Source organism: Priestia sp. AB, from assembly GCF_028369225.1.
GTDB lineage: Bacteria > Bacillota > Bacilli > Bacillales > Bacillaceae_H > Priestia > Priestia megaterium.
In genome coordinates, this window is sequence record NZ_JAQMYN010000001.1 from 652595 (window position 1) to 677609 (window position 25015).

The following is a 25015-nucleotide window of genomic DNA, read 5'->3' on the forward strand; positions in this document are numbered from 1 at the left end:
ACAACGAGTAGAACTTGTACACAGCAGCTTTTTCTTTTAGGATAAAGAAAACATATTTATTTCGTTCATTTTTTAATAGAAAAGGAGCATATACATAATGAAAATTCATATTCTAGCAGGGGGACCGGATGAACATATGCCGCCCCTGCACCAGTCAAACGATGTAAAGTGGGTAGGAGTAGACCGCGGCGTATTCCTTCTTCTTCAGCAAGACATTTTGCCCGTAAAAGCATTTGGAGATTTTGATTCCATTACAAATGCACAGCTTAAGCTAGTGAGAGAAGCATTACAAGATGTTGAATTGTATCCTGCAGAAAAAGATGCAACGGATTTGGAACTTGCTTTTGAGTGGGCAATAGGGCAAAAACCGGAAAGTATTTGTATCTTTGGAGCAACAGGTGGAAGGCTTGACCACATGTTTGGAAGCATTCAGCTCCTGTACAAAGGGTTAAAAGAGAAAGCGAATGTACAAATGATTGACAATCAAAATATCATTCAATTGTTTGAACCAGGCACTTATCATGTTGATCGTTTAAAGGAGTTTCACTATATTTCATTCGTTCCTTTTGCAGGCGGTGTAAAAGAGCTTACGCTAGAAGGTTTCAAATATCCGCTCAATAAGCATGAAGTAGAACTCGGCTCAACTTTATGTATTAGCAATGAACTTATTCAACAAAGAGGTACTTTTTCATTTACAAAAGGCATATTAATGATGGTAAGAAGCAATGATAAACGTTGCTTGTGATGAAGTATGGAAAATGAGAGCAGGACATAGGGCTTTCTTTAAAAGGAGATAAAGTGTGGAGACGGTTAGGAGGGACAGTATGAAATTCTATACAATCAAACTTCCAAAGTTTTTAGGTGGCATCGTAAAGGTCATGCTTAATTCGTTCAAAAAAGATTAACAACGCCGGAATAATAAAAGAAGCACCATAAAATATGGTGCTTTTTCATTATAAAGATTAAACGCGTTGAACTTTACCAGACTTAAGGGCTCTAGCTGAAACGTACACACGTTTTGGTTTACCGTTCACTAAGATACGTACTTTTTGAACGTTAGCACCCCATTTACGCTTAGTAGCGTTCATTGCGTGAGAACGTGCGTTACCTGAACGAGCTTTTCTACCAGTTACTACACATTTGCGTGCCATGATTTTCCCTCCTAACACCAAAAAAACTACTCAATTCTGTTTTGAGAAATACTATATTAATTTATCACAGCCTTACAGAGAATGCAATAGTTCTGGAGAAAAGCTTTCAAGAAATTTTCCTTGACATATAAAATGAATCTATGTTCAATAATATAGAGAGTAGAAATAGGTATAACTTGGGCTATTACTCATTTTAAGACAAGTTGATACCTAATACTGTCATCTTTAAAAGGGACAAGCTGGACGCCTCTTTTAAAACGAGATTGATTATAGTAGAATATTTATAACCTATGAAAGTAGAAAGGGGAACGAGTATGTCCATCGAAATGAAAACGAAGTACGGTCAAATTGATATCTCTACAGATGTAATTGCAACAATTGCTGGAGGAGCAGCTGTTGATTGTTACGGGATTGTGGGAATGGCTTCAAAAAATCAGCTTAAAGATGGTCTTACAGAAATTCTTCGCAAAGAAAACTTTACACGAGGTATTGTGGTAAGACAAGAAGAGGATGACGTACATATCGACATGTACATTATCGTAAGCTATGGAACAAAAATTTCTGAAATTGCTCATAATGTGCAAACAAAAGTAAAATACACACTGGAACAAACGGTTGGTTTAACGGTTGATTCAGTAAATATTTATGTGCAGGGTGTTCGTGTAACGAACGTTTAATTAAGGAGGAAGATTCGTGTCAATGACAACGTTGGACGGAAAGCGGTTTAGAGAAATGGTGCTTCAAGGAGCCCAGCATCTATCTAACAATGCAGATTATGTAGATGCGCTGAACGTTTTTCCTGTACCAGATGGTGATACTGGAACAAATATGAACTTATCGATTACGTCTGGTGCTAAAGAAGTAAAAAATAAACTATCTGATCACATCGGCCAAGTGAGTCAAGCTTTGTCTAAGGGCTTATTGATGGGGGCGCGCGGTAATTCAGGAGTTATTTTATCTCAATTATTCCGCGGTTTTGCGAAATCGGTTGAGCAAAAGTCAGCGATTACAACAGTTGAGTTTGCTGAAGCTCTTGAGCTTGGGGTAGAAACTGCTTATAAAGCTGTTATGAAACCAATCGAAGGAACCATTTTAACAGTAGCTAAGGATACTGCTAAAAAAGCAGCGGCTGTTGCTAAAAAGCAACCTGATATGATTCTGTTCATGGAAGAAGTACTTAAGGAAGCTAATGCTTCGTTAAATCGCACGCCAGATCTTTTACCCGTGTTAAAAGAAGTAGGCGTAGTGGATAGCGGAGGTCAAGGGCTTGTTTTAATTTATGAAGGGTTTTTAGCTGAATTAAAAGGTGAAAAACTTCCGGGTGTACCCATGTCAGCTCCTTCGATGAATGAACTCGTAAATGCTGAGCATCATAAGCATGCACAAAGCTATATGAATACAGAAGATATTGAATTTGGCTATTGTACAGAATTTATGGTAAGGCTGGAAGAGGATAAGCCTGCAGCTAAAACATTTTCTGAAGAAACGTTTCGTCAAGACTTAAGCAAATGGGGCGACTCATTGCTTGTAGTATCTGATGATGAAATCGTGAAAGTTCATATTCACGCTGAGCATCCTGGAGAAGTGTTAAACTACGGGCAGCAGTACGGAAGTTTAATTAAAATGAAGATTGAAAACATGAGAGAACAGCATAGCAGCATTGTTTCAGGTGAAGAAAAGCCTGCAGTAAAAAATGCTGAAAAACAGCCCTTTGGCATTGTTACTGTGTCAATGGGAAAAGGAATTGCTGAATTGTTCAAGAGCCTTGGGGCAACGGTTGTTATCGAAGGCGGACAAACAATGAATCCAAGTACGGAGGATATTGTCAAAGCGATTGAAGAAACAAATGCTGAACAGGTACTGATTTTACCTAATAACGGAAATATTGTGATGGCTGCTAACCAAGCGGCTGCTGTTGCCGGCAGTCACGTTTCGGTTGTCCCGTCTAAAACGGTTCCTCAAGGAATGACAGCGCTGCTATCATTTAATCCTCAGCAAAGCTTAAAAGAAAACGAGGAAGTAATGACAGAAGCTCTGCAGCACGTGAAAACAGGACAAGTAACGTATGCAGTTCGCGACACAAATATTGATGGTCTTGAATTAGCTAAAGGCGATTTTATGGGTATTGCCGAAAAGAAAATCGTTGTAAAAGATTCAGAGAAATTAGAAGCAGCAAAAAAGCTATTGACTTATATGATTGATGACAAAGCGGAAATCCTTACGATTCTTCAAGGAGAGGATGTCTCAGACGATGAAGCTGAAGCGCTAACATCGTTTGTAGAAGAAACGTTTGAAGAAGTTGAGGTAGAGCTTCATAAAGGAGATCAACCTTTATATTCTTACATTTTTGCAATTGAATAGCCAAAAAAGAAGCATTCCTCCCGAGGGGCGCTTCTTTTTTTGTGTTTTTTAAGTTGAATACGAACTATTTTATTATTAATTGTTGTAATTGTTCGGTATGTTAGGTATATTAGTTGAAAAGAACCCGTTTATATGGTAGTTTTGAAAACTGATTAAGTCAAATGTGAAAGAAAACAGCATGAGAGGAGAGACAACAGTGGATATTTTAAAAGGAACAGGTTTATTATTATTAGTTTTATTTTTATTTTGGTTGTTTAGCAATAAGGCACCTTATGGCATGAAAGCAATGGGGGCGCTGGCAAGCGGAGCGGTAGCTGCGTTTCTCGTAGAGGCCTTTCAGTCATATGTAGGAGGAGATTTACTAGGTATTTCATTCCTGGGTGAAGTTGGAAAGGCTGCAGGAGGAATGGGAGGAGTTGCGGCGGCAGCATTAGTTGCTTTGGCGTTAGGCGTATCTCCTGTATATGCTCTTATGATGGGGGTGGTGTGTTCAGGGCTAGGCTTGCTCCCTGGATTTTTTGCGGGATACCTCATGGCATTTGTAGTGAAATTTATTGAGAAAAAGGCACCTGCTGGTCTAGACTTATTAGGGAACATCTTAATTGCAGCACCTTTAACAAGATTAATTGGTAATGCATTCTCACCTATTGTAGATGCGACGCTTTTAAATATTGGAGGAATTATCAAAGACACAACAAGTGCTAGCCCTATTTTAATGGGAATTATTTTAGGCGGAGTTATCACAGTAGTAGCAACGGCTCCGCTTAGCTCAATGGCTTTAACGGCTATGCTAGGGTTAACGGGATTGCCTATGGCGATTGGAGCTCTTGCTGTGTTTGGTTCTTCTTTCATGAACTATGTGCTGTTTGATCGATTAAAAATTGGGGATCGTCGTACAACCATTTCAGTTGCAGTTGAACCTTTAACACAAGCGAATATTATTTCAGCAAATCCGATTCCTATCTACATTACAAACTTTGTTGGAGGTGCACTAGCCGGTGTGGTTGTGGCTCTGTTCGGATTGGTAAATGATGCTGCAGGCACGGCAACGCCAATCGCAGGACTTGCAGTGATGTTTGGGTTTAATGACCCTATGAAGGTCACAATTTGTGCAGTACTTTGCGCACTAGCGGGAGCATTAGCTGGGTTTATAGGTTCAGTTGCTTTTAAAAACTTTAAAATTAAAACAGTAGACGATGTAGCTTCCGAGCAAGAAGCAGCTTAAGTAATTCATCTTTTCCTGCATAATATAGCAAAAAAAGCGGTGTGCTTATCTTATTTTTATGGATAAATACACCGCTTTTTTTGTACGTGAGTCCCTAATAAAAATGAGAATTTTTAAATTTTTTAAGAGCGTGAAACAAAGCTTCCAAAAAGTCAAAAGCTCAAGTAACATATAAGTAATAACAATGTCTAAATAGCAGGGGGAAAATCCTTATGAAATACAAATCTGTCTTTGATATTATTGGTCCGGTAATGATTGGACCATCTAGCTCACATACAGCTGGTGCAGCGCGTATTGGACGCGTTGCACGAACGCTTTTTGGCAAGCAGCCCACAAAAGTTGTGGTTTCACTGTACGGTTCTTTTGCTCAAACGTATAAAGGGCACGGAACAGACGTAGCGCTGATTGGCGGTATTTTAGATTTTGATACGTTCGACCAACGTATTCCGCAATCTTTGGACTTAGCTAAAAAAGAAGGAATGGACGTCACATTTGTTGAGGAAGCGGCAATCACAGATCATCCGAATACTGCTCGCATCAAAATGAGCGACGGATTAAAGGAAATTGAAGTTGTTGGAATTTCAATTGGTGGAGGAAAAATTCAAATTACGGAGCTGAACGGATTTGAATTAAATTTATCAGGCATGAATCCAGCTATTCTCGTTGTGCATAATGACCGATTTGGTGCCATTGCGACCGTTACGAATATTTTGATGAAACACTCAATTAATATCGGACATATGGAAGTATCTCGCAAAGAGCGCGGAGAAGTAGCGCTCATGGCAATTGAAATGGATACGAATATTGAAGATGATGTAATTGAAGAGTTAAAAACATTGCCTCACATTATTCAAGTAACAAGAATGGTTGAGTAGGATAGAGCGAATAGGATCGGCTTGAGACAATAACTGGAGCCGAGTGATTAAAGATGATTCTAAAGTGAAAATAAGACAGAATGATAGCGGAGGTTACTATATGTTTCGAAACGTAGCAGAACTAGTAGAATTAGCAGAAAGTCAAAATGTAAAAATTGCAGAGATTATGATTCAACAGGAAATAGATATCACGGGAGTTACTCGTGAAGAAATCATGGAAAAAATGGACCGGAACTTAACGGTTATGGAAGAAGCGGTTGAACGCGGTTTAAAAGGGGTACAGTCTGTTACAGGTTTAACAGGCGGAGATGCAGTGCTGCTTCAAAACTATATTCAAGGTGGAAAATCTTTATCTGGAAATTTAATTTTAGATGCAGTCAGCAAAGCTGTAGCGACAAACGAAGTAAATGCGGCAATGGGGACAATCTGTGCAACACCTACTGCTGGATCTGCTGGAGTAGTGCCAGGAACGCTGTTTGCAGTGCAACATAAGCTAAGCCCAACTCGTAAAGAAATGATTGAATTTCTATTTACATCAGGTGCTTTTGGGTTTGTTGTAGCCAATAATGCGTCTATTTCAGGAGCAGCAGGCGGATGTCAAGCAGAAGTTGGTTCAGCTTCAGGTATGGCAGCGGCAGCGATTGTTGAAATGGCAGGAGGTACACCGAGTCAGGCAGCTGAAGCAATGGCAATTACTCTCAAAAATATGCTAGGATTAGTATGCGACCCAGTAGCGGGGCTAGTAGAAGTTCCATGTGTGAAACGAAACGCAATGGGAGCGGCGAATGCAATGATTGCAGCAGATATGGCCTTAGCAGGCATTACAAGTCGTATTCCATGTGATGAAGTCATTGATGCTATGTATAAAATTGGTCAAACAATGCCGGTTGCATTACGAGAAACTGCACAAGGAGGCTTAGCGGCAACACCAACAGGTCGCGAGCTTGAAGCGAAGATCTTTGGTATTGCATTAAATAAAAGTGAATGAACTAACAACTATTTCAATTAAAACCATTAAAGGTATTGGAGAGGAAACAGCACAAGCATTAGAGGATATGCATATTCATAGTGTGCATGACTTGTTAGAACATTTTCCATACCGCTATGAAGATTATGAGTTAAAAGATTTGGCTGAAGCAAAGCACGACGAAAAGGTCACCGTAGAAGGAAAGGTTCACAGCGTCCCCTCGCTTACGTATTACGGAAAAAAGCGTTCGCGCCTTACGTTTCGGCTGCTAGTAAACCGCTATTTGATTACGGTTACTTGTTTTAATCGCCCATACTATAAATCAAAGTTAGAAATCGATCAAACTGTTACGGTTACGGGGAAATGGGATCAGCACCGGCAAACGATTAACTTGCAGGAGCTTCAATTTTCTCCGTTTGTTAAAAATCAAACGATTGAGCCTGTTTACTCGGTTAAAGGCAGCTTAACGGTCAAAGGAATGCGGAAGTTCGTCTCTCTTGCGTTGAAGAATTATGGCAGTAGCATTCAGGATATGCTCCCGGCCTCTATTCGTTCTAGATACAAACTAGTAACGCGTGAAGAAGCGGTTAGAAGTATTCACTTACCTCGTGATCATGAAGATTTAAAACAAGCAAGGCGTCGATTTGTCTATGAAGAATTTCTACTTTTTCAATTGAAAATGCAGGCGCTTAGAAAGCGCGAAAGAGAAGAAACGCCTGGAATGAAGCAAGCATTTGATTCAACTGAGCTGGTAAACTTCACGAATCTGCTGCCGTTTCCGTTAACAAACGCTCAAAAACGTGTAGTAAACGAAATTACGCACGATATGAAATCACCTTATCGCATGAATCGCTTGCTGCAAGGTGATGTAGGGTCAGGTAAAACAGTCGTAGCAGCGGTTGCTTTATACGCCACTGTTTTAGCAGGGCATCAAGGTGCTTTAATGGTGCCGACTGAAATTTTAGCTGAACAGCATGCTGAGTCATTGACTGCGATGCTTGAAAAGGTAGGCATCAGCGTAGGCTTGCTAACAGGGTCTGTTAAAGGAAAAGCAAGAAGAGAGCTGCTTCAGCGAGTGAAAGACGGAGATGTTCATGTATTAGTAGGTACACATGCCTTAATTCAAGACGAAGTTATATATAGTAGTTTAGGGCTCGTCATTACGGATGAACAGCACCGCTTTGGAGTTGGGCAGCGCCGGGTTTTACGTGAAAAAGGAGAGAGTCCGGATGTACTGTTTATGACGGCGACTCCTATTCCAAGAACCCTTGCTATTACGGTATTTGGAGAAATGGATGTGTCCATTATCGATGAAATGCCAGCAGGACGTAAGGCAATTGAAACATACTGGGTAAAACATGATATGCTTGAACGTATTTTACATTTCGTTGAAAAAGAAATACATGACGGCAGACAAGCTTACGTTATTTGTCCGCTGATTGAAGAATCGGACAAGCTGGATGTTCAAAATGCAATTGATGTGCATGCAACACTCGCTCACTATTTTAATGGAAAAGCAAGCGTTGGTCTCATGCACGGAAGGTTGTCAGCTGATGAAAAAGAAGAAGTGATGAAACAGTTTAGCGTAAATGACGTGCAGATTTTAGTATCAACAACGGTTGTAGAAGTAGGAGTGAACGTTCCGAATGCAACCGTGATGGTCATTTATGATGCAGAGCGCTTTGGGTTATCTCAGCTTCATCAGCTAAGAGGACGCGTAGGACGAGGAGATGCACAGTCGTATTGTATTCTGCTCGCAGATCCGAAATCAGAAGTTGGAAAAGAACGAATGACCATTATGACGGAAACAAACGATGGATTTGTATTATCAGAAAGAGACTTAGAGCTTCGTGGGCCTGGTGATTTCTTTGGTAGAAAACAAAGCGGGATGCCTGAGTTTAAAGTAGCCGATATGGTGCACGATTACCGTGCGCTTGAAGTAGCTCGAGAAGATGCTGCTAAGCTTGTAAATTCCGACAGCTTTTGGACAGAAGATCAGTTTGCACTGCTGAGAATACAATTAGAAGCAACGGGTGTATTGACTGGAGAAAAATTTGATTAGTAAAAGAGACTGAAACAAAGTAGTTTAGTTGAAGGAAAATCCGAACGATCAATCGTTCGGATTTTTTTCATTGTGATGATGAACGTAGATTTCATGTATGTGATGGATATGTAGGTGCTTCTAACTGTTAAGTGAAGGGCAAGGCACTCCTGCGGGGAAAGCGGAATAGATGAGACCCCGCAGAAGCGTAAGGAACAAGGAGGATCACGGGCCGGCCGCGGAAAGCGAAGTCTTGCACGGAAATCAGCAGCGGTGTAACAAGCAATCTATACGAGCTCCTTTATCCCATTTGTTCATCTTTAGATTGAAGTGATCTAGTTATGTCTCAATCTCTTTTCGTCTATAAAGATAAAAAGCGGCTTAGTGTGAAAGAGTTAGCGGCTGGTGGCCATTAATACGACGTCAATGCACAGAATACAGCATGTGAAAAATGTTGCAATTAGAAGGCAATGATTATATACTGCTATTAGTACCTAGTATTAAAAGTTCGGATGGTGGACAATGAAGCGCAGTAAAAAAGAAAGACAGCATCTATTAAAAACGACAATTGAAGAAAACCCATTTATTACGGATGAAGAACTAGCAGACCGTTTTTCAGTGAGCGTTCAAACAATTCGATTAGACCGCCTAGAGTTGTCGATTCCTGAACTGCGAGAACGTATTAAGCATGTAGCTTCAAAACAACTAGACGAGGAAGTGCGTTCGCTTCCGATTGAAGAAGTAATTGGAGAAGTTATCGACATTGAACTAGATCAATCAGCGATATCTATTTTTGATGTGAAAACAGAGCATGTGTTTCAGCGTAATCAAATCGCTCGTGGTCACCACCTTTTTGCGCAAGCTAATTCGTTAGCTGTCGCTGTTATTAACAACGAACTAGCGCTCACAGCAGATGCGTCGATCCGTTATCATCGCCCTGTTAAGCTTCATGAACGAGTGATAGCAAAAGCGAAAGTTCTGTCAACTAGTGAAGTGCGAACCACCGTTGAGGTAAACAGCTATGTAGGTCAAGAGCAAGTGTTCTCTGGCACTTTTAAAATGTATCGTTCTACAAAGGATAAATAATAAAAAGGATGAGACGCAACATGAAACTAGCTATTGATGCAATGGGCGGAGATCATGCACCGAAAGCCATTATTGAAGGTGTAGAAAAAGCTACTGCTCAATTTAAAGAATTACATATTACGTTAATTGGAAGCGAAACAGAAATAAAAAAATATTTAACAAATTCAGATCGTATTTCGATTATTCATACAGAAGAAACCATTGATGCAACTGATGAGCCAGTGCGAGCTGTGCGCCGCAAAAAACAAGCATCTATGGTATTAATGGCAAATGAAGTAGCCGAAGGTCGTGCTGACGCTTGTATTTCAGCAGGAAATACAGGGGCGTTAATGACAGCGGGACTTTTTATTGTAGGTCGCATCAAAGGCATTGAACGTCCAGCACTTGCTCCGACGCTTCCGACACTAGATGGAAAAGGGTTTTTAATGCTAGACGTTGGTGCAAACGTTGATGCCAAGCCTGAACACTTGCTCCAGTACGCTGTGATGGGGTCTGTGTATGCCGAAAAAGTACGCGGCATTCAAGCTCCTAGAGTGGGACTGCTGAACATTGGAACTGAGGATAAAAAAGGAAACGATTTAACAAAGCAAGCCTTTCAGCTACTAAAAAATGCTGATCTTAATTTTGTAGGCAACGTGGAATCCCGTGATTTGCTAAACGGCGTAGCGGATGTGGTTGTAACAGATGGTTTTACAGGGAATATGACTCTTAAGAGCATTGAAGGAACGGCGCTTTCCTTGTTTTCTATGATTAAACAAGAATTAATGAGCACGTTAAAAAGCAAGTTAGCTGCAGCAGTGCTAAAGCCTCAGCTGCAGGGGTTAAAAGCGAAAATGGATTACAGTGAATATGGAGGCGCAGGGCTGTTTGGATTGCATGCGCCTGTTATCAAAGCGCACGGTTCGTCGGATGCGAATGCAGTATTTAGCGCGATTAAGCAAGCTGTGAATATGGTGGAAAACAATGTGTCTTCCACTATTCAAAAAGCAATCGAACAAACTGCTAATGAAGAAAAGGAGAGATAAGAAATGGGGAAAATTGCTTTTATCTTTCCAGGCCAAGGGTCACAAACTGTTGGTATGGGAAAAGATTTATATGATGGAACAGAAGAAGCGAAAAAGCTGATTCATATGGCTGACGAAGCTTTAGGATTCAATCTTTCAAACATTATTTTTGAAGGGCCTCAAGAAGAATTGACTTTAACTTATCACGCTCAACCTGCTCTTTTAGCAACGAGTACAATGCTGCTTGAAGCATTTAAAACGAGCGGAATTACACCCGATTTTGTTGCGGGTCACAGTCTAGGAGAATACAGTGCGCTTGTGGCTGCTGAGGTTTTATCGTTTAAAGATGCCGTGGTTGCTGTTCACAAAAGAGGTCGCTATATGGACGAAGCTGTACCAGCAGGTCAAGGTACAATGGCAGCAGTGCTTGGCATGTCAGCGGAAGATCTAGAAGCCGTTACCGCTCAAATTACAAGCGAAGGCGATGCTGTTCAGCTTGCAAATATTAACTGTCCGGGTCAAATTGTTATTTCAGGTACGGTAAATGGCGTAGAAAAAGCTGGAGCTCTTGCCAAAGAAAAAGGTGCAAAACGCGTGATTCCTCTAGTGGTAAGCGGTCCGTTCCACTCTAGTTTAATGAAGCCAGCTGCTGAAAAACTACGTGATACGCTAGAAACAGTGGGCTTTAGCGACGCGAAGGTTCCAGTCATAGCAAACGTAACAGCAAAGCCGGTTACTGACAGTCAAGATATTCAAAACAAGTTAGTGGAACAACTGTATTCTCCAGTGAGATGGGAAGAAACAGTTGAAACACTTCTTGCAGAAGGTGTAGATACATTTGTTGAAATTGGGCCAGGAAAAGTATTATCAGGTCTTGTGAAAAAAGTAAATCGCCGTGCGGCTGTGTATGCTGTTAATGATCTTACATCATTAAAATCAACGATTGACGCACTAAAAGGGGGAGAATAACATGTTACAAGGGAAAGTTGCGGTTGTAACAGGCGCTTCTCGCGGAATTGGTCGTGCCGTTGCAATTGAGCTGGGAAAGCTTGGTGCTAAAGTAGTTGTAAACTATTCCGGCAGCGAAGCGAAAGCTCTTGAAGTTGTGGATGAAATTAAAGGATTAGGAACGGATGCAATTGCTGTACAAGCAAATGTGGCAGAAAGTGATTCTGTACAAGCAATGATAAAAGAAGCGATTTCTACATTTGGTTCAGTAGATATTTTAGTGAACAACGCGGGAATCACACGTGATAATCTTCTTATGCGTATGAAAGAAGACGAATGGGATGATGTTATTAATACAAACTTAAAAGGCGTATTTTTGTGTACAAAAGCGGTTACTCGTCAAATGATGAAGCAGCGCGCAGGACGTATCATTAATATTTCATCAATTGTTGGCGTCAGCGGTAATGCTGGACAAGCAAATTATGTAGCAGCAAAATCAGGCGTAATTGGTTTAACAAAAACAACTGCCAAAGAATTAGCAAGCCGCAATATTACAGTGAATGTAGTTGCTCCTGGTTTCATTGCAACAGACATGACGGATAAATTGAATGAAGAAGTGCAGGCGGAAATGTTAAAGCAAATCCCTCTTGCAAGCTTCGGCCAGCCTGAGGATGTTGCGAACGCAGTTGCGTTTTTAGCATCAGATGCAAGCCGTTATATTACGGGTCAAACGATTCACGTTGACGGCGGAATGGTGATGTAAAAAAGCACTTTACGAAAAGTGTAATTTGGTGATAAAGTACAAAGGGACGTTTACTAGGCGACCGATAAACTTTATTATTCAACCATAGTATTTTAGATGGAAATCATCTATAATGACTTGAGGGGAGGTGAAGAACAATGGCAGAGGTACTAGAACGCGTAACAACAATCATTGTTGATCGTCTTGGTGTAGACAAAAGTGAAGTGAAACTAGAATCTAGTTTCAAAGAAGACTTAGGTGCTGACTCTCTAGACGTAGTTGAATTTGTAATGGAGCTTGAAGAGGAATTTGATATCGAAATTTCTGACGAAGAAGCTGAAAAAATTTCAACTGTAGGAGATGCAGTTAATTACATACAGAGCCAAATTTAATCTGTAGTATATGTATGAAAAGCCCCGTTAAACAGCGGGGCTTTCTCTTCTTTTTAAGAATTTCAAAAAAAGATCTCTTTTTTTGAAAAGGTAGTGTATCTTTTAGGATACCTCGTTTTATAATGAGAGATGTTAGGAAAAAACTACGAAACAATTGAAGCAGGTAAGCGGAGGTATTTTATGCCTAAACAATATTCAAATCGAGATCGAAAGATGAACGTGAAATTCAAGCAAAATTTTGCAGAGTTTCAAAAGGAAATTGGTATTCAGTTTACAAATGAAGCGCTTCTTTTTCAAGCATTTACACATTCATCCTATGTGAATGAGCATCGCAGAAGACCGTATGAAGACAACGAGCGTCTTGAGTTTTTAGGAGATGCCGTATTAGAGCTAACCGTATCACAATTTTTATTTAAAAAATATCCAACGATGAGTGAAGGTGAGTTAACGAAGCTTCGTGCAGCAGTTGTGTGCGAACCGTCGCTTGTTACTTTTGCAAATGAAATGGATTTTGGTAAACTAGTGTTACTTGGAAAAGGTGAAGAGATGACAGGCGGCCGATCTAGACCGGCTTTACTGGCCGATGTGTTTGAAGCATTTATCGGAGCTCTTTATTTAGACCAAGGGCTTGATACGGTAGTAACGATTCTAAAAAAAGTTGTCTTTCCAAAAATTAATGAAGGTGCTTTTTCTCATGTGATGGATTTCAAAAGCCAGCTTCAAGAAGTGATTCAACGTGATGGAGTTGGACAGTTAGAATACAAAGTTTTGCAAGAAAAAGGTCCAGCGCATAATCGCGAATTCTTATCTCGCGTATCGTTAAATGGCGAAGAGCTCGGCGTTGGTGTAGGCCGTTCGAAAAAAGAAGCAGAGCAAAAAGCAGCTCAAGTAGCTATTACGAAAATTAGAGCGAGTCAAACGAAATAAAATGATCCCCCTCTTAACGTCTTCGTTATAAAGGGGGATTTGCTATGAAAAGATTACAAGTGTGAGGGGGGATTTCTATGTTCCTCAAACGATTAGATATTGCAGGGTTCAAATCGTTTGCAGAAAAAGTATCGATAGATTTTGTGCCAGGTGTAACGGCAGTAGTAGGACCGAATGGAAGCGGAAAAAGCAACATTACGGATGCCATACGCTGGGTGCTTGGAGAACAGTCAGCCAAATCGCTTCGTGGAGGGAAAATGGAGGACATTATTTTTGCGGGAAGCGAATCACGCCGTGCGGTAAACGTGGCTGACGTAACGCTGACGTTGGAAAATGATGACCAGTTTCTCCCGCTTGACTACCATGAAGTTAGTATTACAAGGCGCGTGTACCGCTCAGGAGACAGTGAATTTTTTATTAACAACCAGCCGTGCCGCTTGAAAGATATTGTCGATTTATTTATGGATTCAGGACTTGGAAGAGAAGCTTTTTCGATTATCAGTCAAGGAAAAGTAGAAGAAGTACTAAGCAGTAAGTCTGACGAGCGCCGTAAAATCTTTGAAGAAGCTGCAGGTGTATTAAAATACAAAATGCGTAAACGAAAAGCGGAGCTTCGACTTCTCGAAACGCAAGAAAATTTAAATCGAGTAGTAGATATTCTTCATGAAATTGAAGGCCAGTTAGAGCCTTTACAGATTCAATCGTCTATTGCAAAAGATTATTTGCAGAAAAAAGAAGAATTAGAGCACATTGATGTGGCTGTTACGGTATTTGAAGTTGAAGATCTTCATCAGAAATGGGAAAAATTAAAAGCTGAAATGGCTCAGCACGAGCAGCTTGAAGAATCTCTCGCGACGAATATTCGCACGCGTGAAGGAGAAATCCAGACCCTTCGTTTGCACATTCAGCAAATAGATGAACAACTAGACTCTTTACATAAAAAACTACTATATGTAAGTGAAGAAGTAGAAAAGCTAGAAGGCAAAAAAGAAGTATTAAAAGAGCGTAAGAAAAATGCCTTTCAAAATAAAGAGCAGCTGGAACGTTTAGTAAAAGAGTATACTCATAAGCATCAAGAGCTAAGTAAAGCAAAAGACAGCGAAGGAAAAGGTCTTGAGCAATCTCAAAAAGAAGTACAAGAGATACGTCTGAAGCTTACTGAGCAGGAACAGCTGTTCAGGCAGTACAGCGAGAATCTAGAAGAAAAACTTGAACAGATGAAAAGCGAGTATTTTGAATTAGCGAACGCCCAAACATCCGCCCGAAATGAAATTTCATTTTTAGAGCAGCAAAAAATGCAAACGTTTGAAAAAGAGCAGCGTTTAACAAAATCCAACGAGCAATACGTAGAACAGCGCCGTGAATTAACGCAGCGAAAAGAAGCGGCGATCAAAAGGCTTGCTCAGTTTCGTCAAGAGCTTCAGCAGGCTGTACAAGTGTATAAGCAGCAAGGAGAGAAGCTTGAGTCATTAAGGCAAGCCTATCGCAAACAAGAGTCTACTCTTTATCAAGCTTATCAGTACGTACAGCAGACAAAATCACGAAAAGAAATGCTGGAAGAGATGCAAGAAGACTATGAAGGTTATTTTCACGGTGTAAAAGAAGTATTAAAAGCGCGTGATGAGAAGCTTGCAGGTATCAAAGGCGCGATTGCTGAGCTAATTAATGTCCCAAAAGAGTATGAAACAGCGCTTGAAATTGCCCTTGGAGGAGCAGCTCAGCATATTGTCGTTCAAGACGAACAAAGTGCACGTCAGGCAATTGGCTTTTTGAAACAAAATGGTTACGGGAGAGCTACATTTTTACCACTGACGTCTGTAAAAGACCGTTATGTTCCCGCTCAAACTATTTCTATGCTAGAGAGCCATGAAGCGTATGTAGGAATCGCTTCATCTCTTGTTAAGTACGAAGCTACCTACGACCGAGTTATTAAAAATTTGCTCGGAACCGTTATTGTAGTCAATGATTTAAAAGGTGCAAATGAACTTGCCCGTCTTGTGCAGCACCGCTATCGTTTTGTGACCGTTAAAGGAGATGTCGTCAACCCCGGTGGTTCGATGACAGGCGGTTCAATGAAGCAAAAGTCTAACTCTTTGTTAGGCCGTCAGCGTGAAGTGGAAGCCATTACGGCAAAAATAGAAGAGATGGAACAAAAGACGCTTGTGCTCGAGCAAGGTGTGAAAGATAAAAAGTCACAGATTGAGGAGCTTCAGCAGGAAATTAATAAACAGCAGGCATTTGTGGAACGCTTGAAAGACAAGGAGCAGGAATCTGACCGAGAAGTAAAGCAAATTGACATCGAAGAAAAAGCAGTGAATGACCGCTTAACCATGTACGATCATGATATTGCTAGCTTTAGACAAGATCAAACGAGCTTGTCCGCTCGAATTGATGAGCTGCATACAAGTTTGCAAGGAAATCAGCAGCAGGCAAATGTATTAGAGAAAAACATTGAAGAGTTAGCTGCACGCAAGCATACACAGCAAACGTCTAAAGAAACGGTTCAACATGAGCTTACAGAAGTAAAAGTGCTTCTTGCGAAAAAAGAACAGTTCCTCGCAAATCAGCAAGAAAAATATGAAAGAGTATGTTTTGAGCTTGATCAAACCATTCAGCGTTTATCTGAAACTACAGATGATCTTTCTCTTTTAACGAGTGAAATCACGAGCAACGACTCGGGTGAACTTCAGCTCGAAGAAGCCGCGCATGAGCGAATAAAAGAAAAGACAGAAACGTTAAAATTAATGGATGACTCCAGATCAGAGCGGTTGAAAGCCCAGAATAAACTTGAAGACGAAGAGAGGATTGTAAAAGAGCTACAGCGTCAGTACAAACAAATTACGGATGCTTTAAAAGATGAAGAAGTCAAAATCAATCGAATTGACGTAGAGCTAGACAGCCGTCTGCAGCAGCTGACAGAAGAGTACGAAATTAGCTTTGAAGCAGCAAAAGAAAAGTATCCTTTAACATTAGATATTCAAGAAGCGAGGAAAAAAATCAAGCTCATTAAGCTGGCAATTGATGAATTAGGAACCGTAAACTTAGGTTCTATTGAACAATACGAACGCGTTTCAGAACGCTATGAATTTTTAAATACGCAGCGAGCGGATCTTGACGAAGCGAAAAATACCCTGTATCAAGTGATTGAAGAAATGGACGAGGAAATGAAGAAACGTTTTTCTGATACGTTCACTCGTATCCGCAATGAATTCGGTACAGTGTTCTCTTCCCTATTCGGAGGAGGAAAAGCGGATTTGAAATTAACAGATCCGAAAGATTTATTAAATACAGGTGTGGAAATTGTTGCCCAGCCTCCTGGGAAAAAACTGCAGAATCTAGGGTTGCTGTCAGGCGGCGAGCGTTCGTTAACAGCCATTGCCCTCCTGTTTTCTATTTTGAAAGTACGTCCGGTGCCGTTTTGTGTGCTAGATGAAGTGGAAGCGGCGCTTGATGAAGCAAACGTTCATCGCTTTGCTACGTATTTACGCAAATTTAGTACTCAAACACAGTTCATTGTTATTACTCACCGAAAAGGTACAATGGAAGAAGCTGATGTACTGTACGGTGTGACGATGCAAGAATCTGGCGTATCGAAATTAGTCTCTGTTCGTTTAGAAGAATCAAAGCAATATGTTTAACTCATAGAATGAAAGGGTGGTACGAATGAGCTTTTTTAAGAAACTAAAAGAAAAAATTACAATGCAAACCGATTCTGTTACCCAAAAATTTAAAGATGGCCTATCAAAAACGCGCAATTCTTTTTCAGAACGCGTGAATGATCTAGTGTCTCGCTATCGTCAAGTAGACGAAGAGTTTTTTGAGGAATTAGAAGAAATTTTAATCAGTGCTGATGTTGGTGTGGCTACCGTGTTGGATTTAATTGATGACTTAAAATCGGAAGTGAAACGCCGTAATATTAAGGATCCTCAAGATGTACAGGCAGTCATCTCTGAGAAATTAATTGATATTTATGAATCTGGTGAAGAGCAGATTGGTGAACTGAATATGCAGCAAAATGATTTAACGGTGATTTTGTTTGTAGGAGTAAACGGTGTTGGAAAAACAACAACAATTGGGAAGATTGCGCATAAATTCAAACAAGAAGGCAAAAAAGTCGTAATGGCAGCAGGAGATACGTTCCGTGCCGGTGCGATTGAGCAGTTAGAAGTATGGGGAGAACGCGTTGGTGTGGATGTTATTAAGCAATCTGCAGGCTCTGACCCTGCCGCTGTCATGTATGACGCTGTTCAGTCAGCTAAGGCTCGAAAAGCAGATGTTTTATTATGTGATACAGCAGGGCGCCTTCAAAATAAAGTAAATTTAATGAAAGAATTAGAGAAAGTAAAGCGTGTTATTGAGCGAGAAATTCCTGGTGCTCCTCATGAGGTACTTCTTGTACTTGATGCGACGACGGGTCAAAACGCTTTAAGTCAGGCTAAAACATTCTCAGAAGCAACGAACGTGACGGGAATTGTGTTAACAAAACTAGATGGTACGGCTAAAGGCGGAATTGTTCTTGCCATTCGAAACGAACTGAAGCTTCCTGTTAAATTCGTTGGACTTGGAGAAAAAGTGGACGACCTTCAGCCGTTTGACACGGAGCAATATATCTATGGGTTATTTGCCAATGCTGTAGAAGAAGAAGCAGAAAAAGAGGCGTAATCTAAAAAGAGGCTGGGATATAAGTATCTTAGTTGAAGGGAGATCCGAACGATTAATCGTTCGGATTTTTTTTATTACTAGGGGGGACGCAGGTTTCATATTTATTCGTCTTTAAATTGAAGTAATTTAGTTATGTTTCCATCTCTTTTAAGTGGGAAAATGTGAGGTGTTAAGGAAAAAACTTGACATTCAAACCTCGCCTAGTTAAACTAATAACATGTAAAGGCTTTTCACTTAACAAGGGGGCGGTCAGATGGTTGAAAAGAGCGTGCATATGCTCGAAAAAACAACAAGAATGAATTACTTATTTGACTTCTATCAGGCGCTGTTGACGCCCAAACAAAGAAGTTATATGTCACTTTATTACTTGGATGATTATTCCCTCGGTGAAATAGCGGAAGAATTTGATGTGAGTCGTCAAGCAGTTTATGATAATATAAAACGTACAGAGCAAATGCTTGAACAATATGAGGAAAAGCTATTGTTATTTCAACGGTTTCAAGAGCGTCAATCAATTGTTCAACAACTGAAAGACGAACTTGCAGCCGACTTACACAAGAATAGTAAGCTTTCTTCTCTTCTTGATTCGCTCGAGAAATTAGATTAGGGGGCGGCGTATATGGCATTTGAAGGATTAGCCGACCGTTTGCAAAGCACACTGCAAAAGTTAAAAGGAAAAGGAAAAGTTAACGAAGCTGATGTTAAAGAAATGATGCGTGAAGTTAGACTTGCCCTTTTAGAAGCCGATGTAAACTTTAAAGTAGTAAAAGACTTTGTTAAGCGCGTAAGCGAACGTGCTGTAGGTCAAGACGTTCTTAAGAGCTTAACGCCTGGACAACAAGTTATTAAGGTTGTACAAGAAGAATTAACTGCACTTATGGGCGGAGAGCAAAGCAAGATTGCAGTAGCTCCAAAAGCTCCAACTGTAATTATGATGGTTGGACTTCAAGGTGCAGGTAAAACAACAACAACCGGTAAACTTGCCAATTTATTACGTAAAAAATATAACCGTAATCCATTGCTTGTAGCAGCAGATATTTATCGTCCGGCAGCTATTAAACAGCTTGAAACACTAGGAAAACAGCTTAGCATGTCTGTTTTTTCATTAGGTGATCAAGTAAGTCCTGTGGAGATTGCGAAACAAGCTATTGCTCATGCGAAAGAAGAGCATCACGATTATGTATTAATTGATACAGCGGGACGTTTGCATGTTGATGAAAATTTAATGGAGGAGTTAGAACAGATCAAAGAGCTTTCTAACCCAGACGAAATTTTCCTTGTTGTCGATGCGATGACGGGTCAAGATGCAGTAAACGTTGCGGATAGCTTTAATAAGCAATTAGGATTAACTGGAGTTGTATTAACGAAACTAGACGGCGATACGCGCGGTGGTGCAGCGCTTTCTATTCGTGCAGTAACCGATACACCAATTAAGTTTGTCGGTCTTGGAGAAAAAATGGATGCTATTGAAGCATTCCATCCAGAGCGTATGGCTTCCCGTATCTTAGGTATGGGTGATGTGCTGACGCTTATCGAAAAGGCTCAGGCAAATGTAGATGCTGAAAAAGCAAAAGAGCTTGAAGCTAAGCTGCGCACGCAGTCATTTACATTTGATGACTTTTTAGATCAACTTGCTCAGGTGCGTCAAATGGGACCGCTTGATGAGCTAATTGGTATGCTTCCGGGCGCCAATAAAGTAAAGGGGCTCAAAAACCTGCAGGTGGATGAAAAGCAAATTAATCATGTAGAAGCAATTATTCGTTCTATGACGAAAGCGGAAAAAACAAACCCTGAAATCATTAATGCAAGTCGAAGAAAGCGTATTGCAAAAGGAAGCGGACGTTCTGTACAAGAAGTCAACCGTTTGCTTAAACAATTTGAAGACATGAAAAAAATGATGAAACAAATGACAAATATGTCAAAAGGCAAGAAAAAGGGTATGAAACTTCCATTCTTTTCATGATAAAACGCTTGATTCCGACTGAAAAACCAAAGAAAATAAAATATTTTTCTAGTGTTAAGAAAAAAACCTTTACAAACATTTTACCTATTTGATATTATATTATCTTGTTGAAACATATTCGGAGGTGCTTTATAAAATGGCAGTAAAAATTCGTTTAAAACGTATGGGAGCTAAAAAATCTCCTTTCTATCGTATCGTAGCAGCAGACTCTCGTTCACCACGTGATGGACGTTACATCGAAGTAGTTGGAACTTACAATCCTGTAGTTCAACCAGCTGAAGTTAAAATCGATGAAGAGCTAGCTCTTAAATGGTTACAAAATGGTGCTAAACCATCTGATACAGTTCGTAACCTTTTCTCTAACGAAGGCATCATGGAAAAATTCCATAATGCTAAATTAGGAAAATAATCTCACTCGAGATGACATCACTAATCGAAACAATTGTAAAGCCGCTTGTTGATTACCCAGCTGATGTTAAAGTGGAGGAACAAGAAGATGAACGTCAAGTGACGTACATCCTTACTGTTCACCAAGAAGATGTCGGCAAAGTAATCGGCAAACAAGGCCGCGTTGCAAAAGCGATTCGAACTGTTGTGAATGCAGCAGCATCACAGCAAGGTAAAAAAGTGTATGTGAAAATTCAAGAGTAATCAAAAAGGGAGAGGGATAACCTCGCCCTTTTTTTATGTTATGATAAGATGAACGTTTTGATCACAGTAAGTCTTTTGCGAGCAAGAAGCAGCTATTTCAATATGCATGTAAAAAGCGCAAGGTCACTATCTTGAGAGCGGAGGGAACGTTTTGAACATTATTCAAAAAGTTGTTGTGAAACAAGTGTTAACTGAAGCAAGCAAACAAGATCTTGAAAATCGTTTTATAAATCGCAAGCAGGCGCTTGAAAAAGAAATGGAACAGCTGAAATTTCAGTTAAAGCACATGGAAAAAGCCAATAAAGGTTCTTCTTTATTACATAGTCAGTTTGAAAAAGAAAAATCCGCTCGCCTTGAAAAAATTGAAGTGTTAAACTTTCAGCTGACGCAATTAGAAAAGCTTCCTTTAGGGAGCGAACTCGTTGAAACGGAACTGGATGCCTTGGTAGAGGTAAAAATCGGCGACGATTGGGAAAAGATAAAAGAAAGTAAAACAATTATTATAAAAGATAGCAAAGTTGTTGAGATTAGATAGAGGTGAAGAAGTATGAAATGGTTTAAGGTTGGAAAAATTGTGAATACCCATGGTGTAAAAGGAGAAGTTCGTATTGTATCAACTACGGATTTTGCTGATGAGCGTTATGAAAAAGGAAATAAACTTTATATCTTCAAAGAAAAGCAAAGCGAGCCGGTAGAAGTAACGGTAACAAGCCACCGCAGGCATAAAAATTTTGATCTGCTTACATTCGAAGGCTATCAAAACGTAAATGATGTTGAGCAGTATAAAAACTGCGAAGTGAAAATTCCTGAGGAGCAGCTAACGGATTTAGAAGACGGTGAATTTTATTTCCACGAAATTATTGGCTGTACAGTAAAAACAGAAGACGGAGTAGAGGTAGGAACGGTCAAAGAAATTTTAACGCCGGGAGCTAATGATGTGTGGGTTGTTAAAAAAGGCGGAAAAGAAGTTCTTATTCCTTACATCGACGACGTTGTACAATCTATTGATATAGATGAAAAAGAGATTGTTATTACAGTAATGGAAGGGTTATTGGACTAATGAAAATTGATGTACTGTCGCTATTTCCTTCTATGTTTGACGGTGTTTTTGGTGAATCAATTTTGAAAAAAGCACAGGAAAAAAATGCGGTTGAACTGAATGTAGTTAATTTCCGAGAATATTCTACGAACAAACATCAAAATGTGGACGATTATCCTTATGGCGGAGGTGCTGGAATGGTATTGACGCCTCAGCCTATTTTTGACGCTGTAGAAAAGCTGACCGAAACAGCCAAGAAGCCCCGGGTAGTTTTGCTTTGTCCGCAGGGCGAACGCTATACACAGGCAAAAGCAGAAGAGCTAGCAGCAGAAGAGCATTTAATTTTTATTTGCGGTCATTACGAAGGATATGATGAACGAATTCGTGAGCAGCTGGTAACTGATGAAATTTCAATTGGTGACTATGTATTAACTGGAGGAGAGCTTGGTGCAATGGTTGTGATCGATAGCGTTGTTCGCCTGCTTCCTGATGTCCTTGGCAATAATCATTCAGCTGTACAGGACTCACACAGTACCGGTTTACTAGAGCACCCCCACTATACGCGTCCTGCTGATTTTAGAGGCTTAACGGTTCCTGAAGTACTTATGTCAGGAAATCATAAAAAAATTGAACAGTGGCGCCAAAAAGAGTCTTTAAAGCGCACGCTGCTTCGAAGACCGGATATGCTTGAAAAGATGGAACTAACAGAAGAGCAAAAGAAACTAGTAGCTCAATTAAAAGAAGAAAATCAGCTTTCATAAATCCATAAAATTTATGCATAAACTCTGTTGCATACGGTATAAGAGTGTGCTAAGATAGATTTTGTGGCTTGGGCAGATGTCTGGTCACCTATAACGATGTTCCGCTGCAATGATTGAAAAGCATTGGTATGAGCGTCTGTTGGAAGGAGTTGAAACACGCGATGCAAAAATTAATCGAAGAGATTACAAAAGAACAATTAAAAACAGATCTTCCTACGTTCCGTCCTGGTGATACTGTACGTGTACACGTAAATATCGTTGAGGGTACTCGTGAACGTGTTCAGGTATTTGAAGGTGTTGTTATTAAGCGTCGTGGCGGTGGTATCAGCGAAACATTTACAGTACGTAAGATTTCTTACGGTGTAGGTGTAGAGCGTACATTCCCACTTCATACGCCAAAAATTGCAAAAATCGAAGTAATGCGCCGCGGTAAAGTACGCCGTGCGAAACTTTATTACCTACGTGAATTACGTGGTAAAGCTGCGCGTATTAAAGAAATTCGATAATAGTAAAGGGGAGCTTGTTTATACAAGCTCCTTTTTTCAAATGTTTTTTTAGAACGATTCGTTCTCTGACAGTAAAAAATAGACGTACAAGTCATCATTTTTTTATTCTATTTATTTATTAGGCGTTTCAAACATTATCGTTTAAAATAAAGGTATGACATAAGAGTTGGAGGACTGAAGATGGCTCGAAAGAAAAATGAACTGTGGGAATGGATAAAAGCAATCGCCATTGCCGTACTGTTAGCTGTTGTAATTCGCTATTTCTTGTTTGCACCGATTGTAGTAGATGGACTTTCTATGATGCCTACGCTGCATGACCAAAATCGAATGATTGTAAATAAGTTCTCCTATAAGATTGGTGATCCTGATCGCTTTGATATTATTGTTTTTCATGCTACAGCGGAAAAAGATTACATAAAACGTATTATTGGACTGCCGGGTGATCATATTGAGTATCGAAATGATACGCTATATGTAAATGGAAAAGCTTATAAAGAGCCCTATTTAGATCAGTATAAAAAAGAAGTGATTGACGGTAATTTAACCGAAGACTTTAAGCTAGAAGACGTAACGGGTAAAAAGACCGTGCCAGAAGGATATTTGTTCGTGATGGGAGACAATCGACGCTACAGTAAAGACAGCCGTCAGATTGGCTTTGTGAGCATGGACAAGGTGCTTGGTAAAACGAGTGCCGTATACTGGCCGATTAAAGAAGCGCGTTTTGCAAAGTAAAATATAAAAGGTGAGTAAAATATGACAATTCAATGGTTTCCTGGCCATATGGCCAAGGCCAGAAGACAAGTAACTGAAAAGCTAAAATTGATTGATATTGTATACGAACTGGTTGATGCACGCATTCCGCAATCATCGCGAAATCCAATGATTGATGAGATTATCGTGAACAAGCCGAGAATCGTATTGCTGAATAAAGTGGACAAAGCTGATCCGCGCGTTACTCAGCAGTGGCTAGATTATTACAAAGAACAAGGTATTTATGCCTTAGCTATTGACGCGCAAGCAGGTAAAGGAATGAAACAAATTGTTTCGTCTTCCAAAGAACTTCTTCAAGAGAAGTTTGACCGCATGCGCGCAAAAGGAGTTAAAAAACCCCGCGCTATCCGTGCGATGATTGTAGGGATTCCTAACGTCGGTAAATCAACGCTGATTAATCGCCTTGCCAGCAAAAAAATCGCCAAGACCGGAGATCGTCCAGGTGTGACGCAAGCACAGCAGTGGATTAAGGTAGGAAATGAGCTGGAGCTACTTGATACGCCAGGTATTTTGTGGCCTAAGTTTGAAGATGAAACAGTTGGATATAAGCTTGCGACAACGGGTGCTATCAAAGATACCATTTTAAATATGCAAGATGTCGCTGTTTATGCGCTGCGCTTCTTAACTAGCCATTACCCAGAACAATTAAAGCAGCGTTATGATTTAAATGAAATCCCTGAAGACATTGTAGAGCTTTTTGATGCAATTGGGTCGCGCCGCGGCTGTTTAATGGGTGGCGGCATGGTGGATTACGATAAAACGGCTGAGCTTGTTCTTCGAGAAATTCGAACGGATAAAATTGGCACCTTTACATTTGATGATCCAAGTGAAGCTGAACAGCAGCTGTAAGCAATACATTGCGAACTGAAACAAAAAACGCCTCTGCCTTTTTAGCATGAGGCGTTTTTTATGTAAAAGTGCCGCGTGAAAATGTTGATATAAA

Annotated in this window: 27 protein-coding genes; 26 read left to right on the forward strand and 1 reads right to left on the reverse strand. The window is 40.2% G+C overall.

Annotated elements, in window-relative coordinates; translation table 11 throughout:
* Window positions 1–97: 97 nt before the first annotated feature.
* Window positions 98–745: a thiamine diphosphokinase gene (locus POF52_RS03360; protein ID WP_016765422.1), complete on the forward strand. Its 648-nt coding sequence runs from the start codon at window positions 98–100 to the stop codon at window positions 743–745.
* Window positions 746–824: 79 nt separating this feature from the next.
* On the forward strand, window positions 825–905 hold the full coding sequence (gene spoVM / locus POF52_RS03365; RefSeq protein WP_016765421.1) for a stage V sporulation protein SpoVM: 81 nt from the start codon (window positions 825–827) through the stop codon (window positions 903–905).
* 57 nt (window positions 906–962) lie between these two features.
* On the opposite strand, the gene rpmB is transcribed toward spoVM, so the two are convergent.
* Window positions 963–1151: a 50S ribosomal protein L28 gene (rpmB, locus tag POF52_RS03370; RefSeq protein WP_013058914.1), complete on the reverse strand. Its 189-nt coding sequence runs from the start codon at window positions 1149–1151 to the stop codon at window positions 963–965.
* Between the two features lie 314 nt (window positions 1152–1465).
* Between rpmB and POF52_RS03375 the strand changes: the two genes are divergently transcribed.
* The 24 genes from POF52_RS03375 (at window position 1466) to ylqF (ending at window position 24921) form a co-directional block, all read left to right on the forward strand.
* Window positions 1466–1828 (forward strand): Asp23/Gls24 family envelope stress response protein, encoded by a 363-nt coding sequence (locus tag POF52_RS03375; protein ID WP_013058913.1) that lies wholly within the window; start codon window positions 1466–1468, stop codon window positions 1826–1828.
* A gap of 16 nt (window positions 1829–1844) precedes the next feature.
* Complete coding sequence (locus POF52_RS03380) at window positions 1845–3512, forward strand: DAK2 domain-containing protein (RefSeq protein ID WP_271989726.1); 1668 nt, start codon at window positions 1845–1847, stop codon at window positions 3510–3512.
* A gap of 196 nt (window positions 3513–3708) precedes the next feature.
* Window positions 3709–4737 (forward strand): PTS sugar transporter subunit IIC, encoded by a 1029-nt coding sequence (locus POF52_RS03385; RefSeq protein WP_271989728.1) that lies wholly within the window; start codon window positions 3709–3711, stop codon window positions 4735–4737.
* Between the two features lie 212 nt (window positions 4738–4949).
* On the forward strand, window positions 4950–5612 hold the full coding sequence (gene sdaAB, locus POF52_RS03390; protein WP_013058911.1) for an L-serine ammonia-lyase, iron-sulfur-dependent subunit beta: 663 nt from the start codon (window positions 4950–4952) through the stop codon (window positions 5610–5612).
* 100 nt (window positions 5613–5712) lie between these two features.
* Window positions 5713–6600: an L-serine ammonia-lyase, iron-sulfur-dependent, subunit alpha gene (sdaAA, locus tag POF52_RS03395; protein ID WP_271989731.1), complete on the forward strand. Its 888-nt coding sequence runs from the start codon at window positions 5713–5715 to the stop codon at window positions 6598–6600.
* Window positions 6593–8641 (forward strand): ATP-dependent DNA helicase RecG, encoded by a 2049-nt coding sequence (gene recG / locus POF52_RS03400; RefSeq protein WP_013084816.1) that lies wholly within the window; start codon window positions 6593–6595, stop codon window positions 8639–8641. Before sdaAA ends, recG begins: the two co-directional genes overlap by 8 nt.
* A gap of 501 nt (window positions 8642–9142) precedes the next feature.
* Window positions 9143–9706, forward strand: a complete 564-nt coding sequence (gene fapR, locus POF52_RS03405) for a transcription factor FapR (RefSeq protein ID WP_013084815.1) — start codon at window positions 9143–9145, stop codon at window positions 9704–9706.
* A gap of 20 nt (window positions 9707–9726) precedes the next feature.
* Window positions 9727–10731 carry a phosphate acyltransferase PlsX gene (gene plsX / locus POF52_RS03410; RefSeq protein WP_095378747.1) on the forward strand — a complete coding sequence of 335 codons (1005 nt, stop codon included), beginning with the start codon at window positions 9727–9729 and terminating at the stop codon, window positions 10729–10731.
* Between the two features lie 3 nt (window positions 10732–10734).
* Entirely contained in the window at window positions 10735–11679 is a 945-nt protein-coding gene (gene fabD / locus POF52_RS03415) for an ACP S-malonyltransferase (RefSeq protein WP_034649189.1), read from the forward strand.
* Between the two features lies 1 nt (window position 11680).
* Complete coding sequence (gene fabG, locus POF52_RS03420) at window positions 11681–12421, forward strand: 3-oxoacyl-[acyl-carrier-protein] reductase (protein ID WP_271989736.1); 741 nt, start codon at window positions 11681–11683, stop codon at window positions 12419–12421.
* Between the two features lie 137 nt (window positions 12422–12558).
* Window positions 12559–12792: an acyl carrier protein gene (gene acpP / locus POF52_RS03425; protein WP_013058905.1), complete on the forward strand. Its 234-nt coding sequence runs from the start codon at window positions 12559–12561 to the stop codon at window positions 12790–12792.
* A gap of 180 nt (window positions 12793–12972) precedes the next feature.
* Complete coding sequence (gene rnc / locus POF52_RS03430; protein WP_013058904.1) at window positions 12973–13719, forward strand: ribonuclease III; 747 nt, start codon at window positions 12973–12975, stop codon at window positions 13717–13719.
* A 77-nt stretch (window positions 13720–13796) separates the two neighbouring features.
* Window positions 13797–17357 (forward strand): chromosome segregation protein SMC, encoded by a 3561-nt coding sequence (gene smc, locus POF52_RS03435; protein WP_271989740.1) that lies wholly within the window; start codon window positions 13797–13799, stop codon window positions 17355–17357.
* A 25-nt stretch (window positions 17358–17382) separates the two neighbouring features.
* Window positions 17383–18381: a signal recognition particle-docking protein FtsY gene (ftsY, locus tag POF52_RS03440; RefSeq protein WP_271989741.1), complete on the forward strand. Its 999-nt coding sequence runs from the start codon at window positions 17383–17385 to the stop codon at window positions 18379–18381.
* A 274-nt stretch (window positions 18382–18655) separates the two neighbouring features.
* Window positions 18656–18988 (forward strand): putative DNA-binding protein, encoded by a 333-nt coding sequence (locus tag POF52_RS03445; protein ID WP_025750337.1) that lies wholly within the window; start codon window positions 18656–18658, stop codon window positions 18986–18988.
* 12 nt (window positions 18989–19000) lie between these two features.
* Window positions 19001–20344 carry a signal recognition particle protein gene (gene ffh, locus POF52_RS03450; protein ID WP_013058900.1) on the forward strand — a complete coding sequence of 448 codons (1344 nt, stop codon included), beginning with the start codon at window positions 19001–19003 and terminating at the stop codon, window positions 20342–20344.
* A gap of 136 nt (window positions 20345–20480) precedes the next feature.
* Complete coding sequence (rpsP, locus tag POF52_RS03455) at window positions 20481–20753, forward strand: 30S ribosomal protein S16 (protein ID WP_013058899.1); 273 nt, start codon at window positions 20481–20483, stop codon at window positions 20751–20753.
* A gap of 11 nt (window positions 20754–20764) precedes the next feature.
* Window positions 20765–20995: a KH domain-containing protein gene (locus tag POF52_RS03460; protein ID WP_013058898.1), complete on the forward strand. Its 231-nt coding sequence runs from the start codon at window positions 20765–20767 to the stop codon at window positions 20993–20995.
* Between the two features lie 151 nt (window positions 20996–21146).
* On the forward strand, window positions 21147–21530 hold the full coding sequence (locus tag POF52_RS03465) for a YlqD family protein (protein ID WP_013058897.1): 384 nt from the start codon (window positions 21147–21149) through the stop codon (window positions 21528–21530).
* A 12-nt stretch (window positions 21531–21542) separates the two neighbouring features.
* The gene (gene rimM, locus POF52_RS03470; RefSeq protein ID WP_271989746.1) at window positions 21543–22055 is read left to right on the forward strand and encodes a ribosome maturation factor RimM; all 513 of its coding nucleotides are present in this window, start codon (window positions 21543–21545) and stop codon (window positions 22053–22055) included.
* Window positions 22055–22795 carry a tRNA (guanosine(37)-N1)-methyltransferase TrmD gene (gene trmD, locus POF52_RS03475; RefSeq protein ID WP_013058895.1) on the forward strand — a complete coding sequence of 247 codons (741 nt, stop codon included), beginning with the start codon at window positions 22055–22057 and terminating at the stop codon, window positions 22793–22795. Before rimM ends, trmD begins: the two co-directional genes overlap by 1 nt.
* A 161-nt stretch (window positions 22796–22956) precedes the next feature.
* Window positions 22957–23301 carry a 50S ribosomal protein L19 gene (gene rplS / locus POF52_RS03480; RefSeq protein WP_013084808.1) on the forward strand — a complete coding sequence of 115 codons (345 nt, stop codon included), beginning with the start codon at window positions 22957–22959 and terminating at the stop codon, window positions 23299–23301.
* 180 nt (window positions 23302–23481) lie between these two features.
* Window positions 23482–24033 carry a signal peptidase I gene (gene lepB / locus POF52_RS03485; protein WP_013058893.1) on the forward strand — a complete coding sequence of 184 codons (552 nt, stop codon included), beginning with the start codon at window positions 23482–23484 and terminating at the stop codon, window positions 24031–24033.
* A 21-nt stretch (window positions 24034–24054) separates the two neighbouring features.
* Window positions 24055–24921, forward strand: coding sequence for a ribosome biogenesis GTPase YlqF (ylqF, locus tag POF52_RS03490; RefSeq protein ID WP_025750333.1), 867 nt, complete (start codon window positions 24055–24057; stop codon window positions 24919–24921).
* Window positions 24922–25015: the final 94 nt, after the last annotated feature.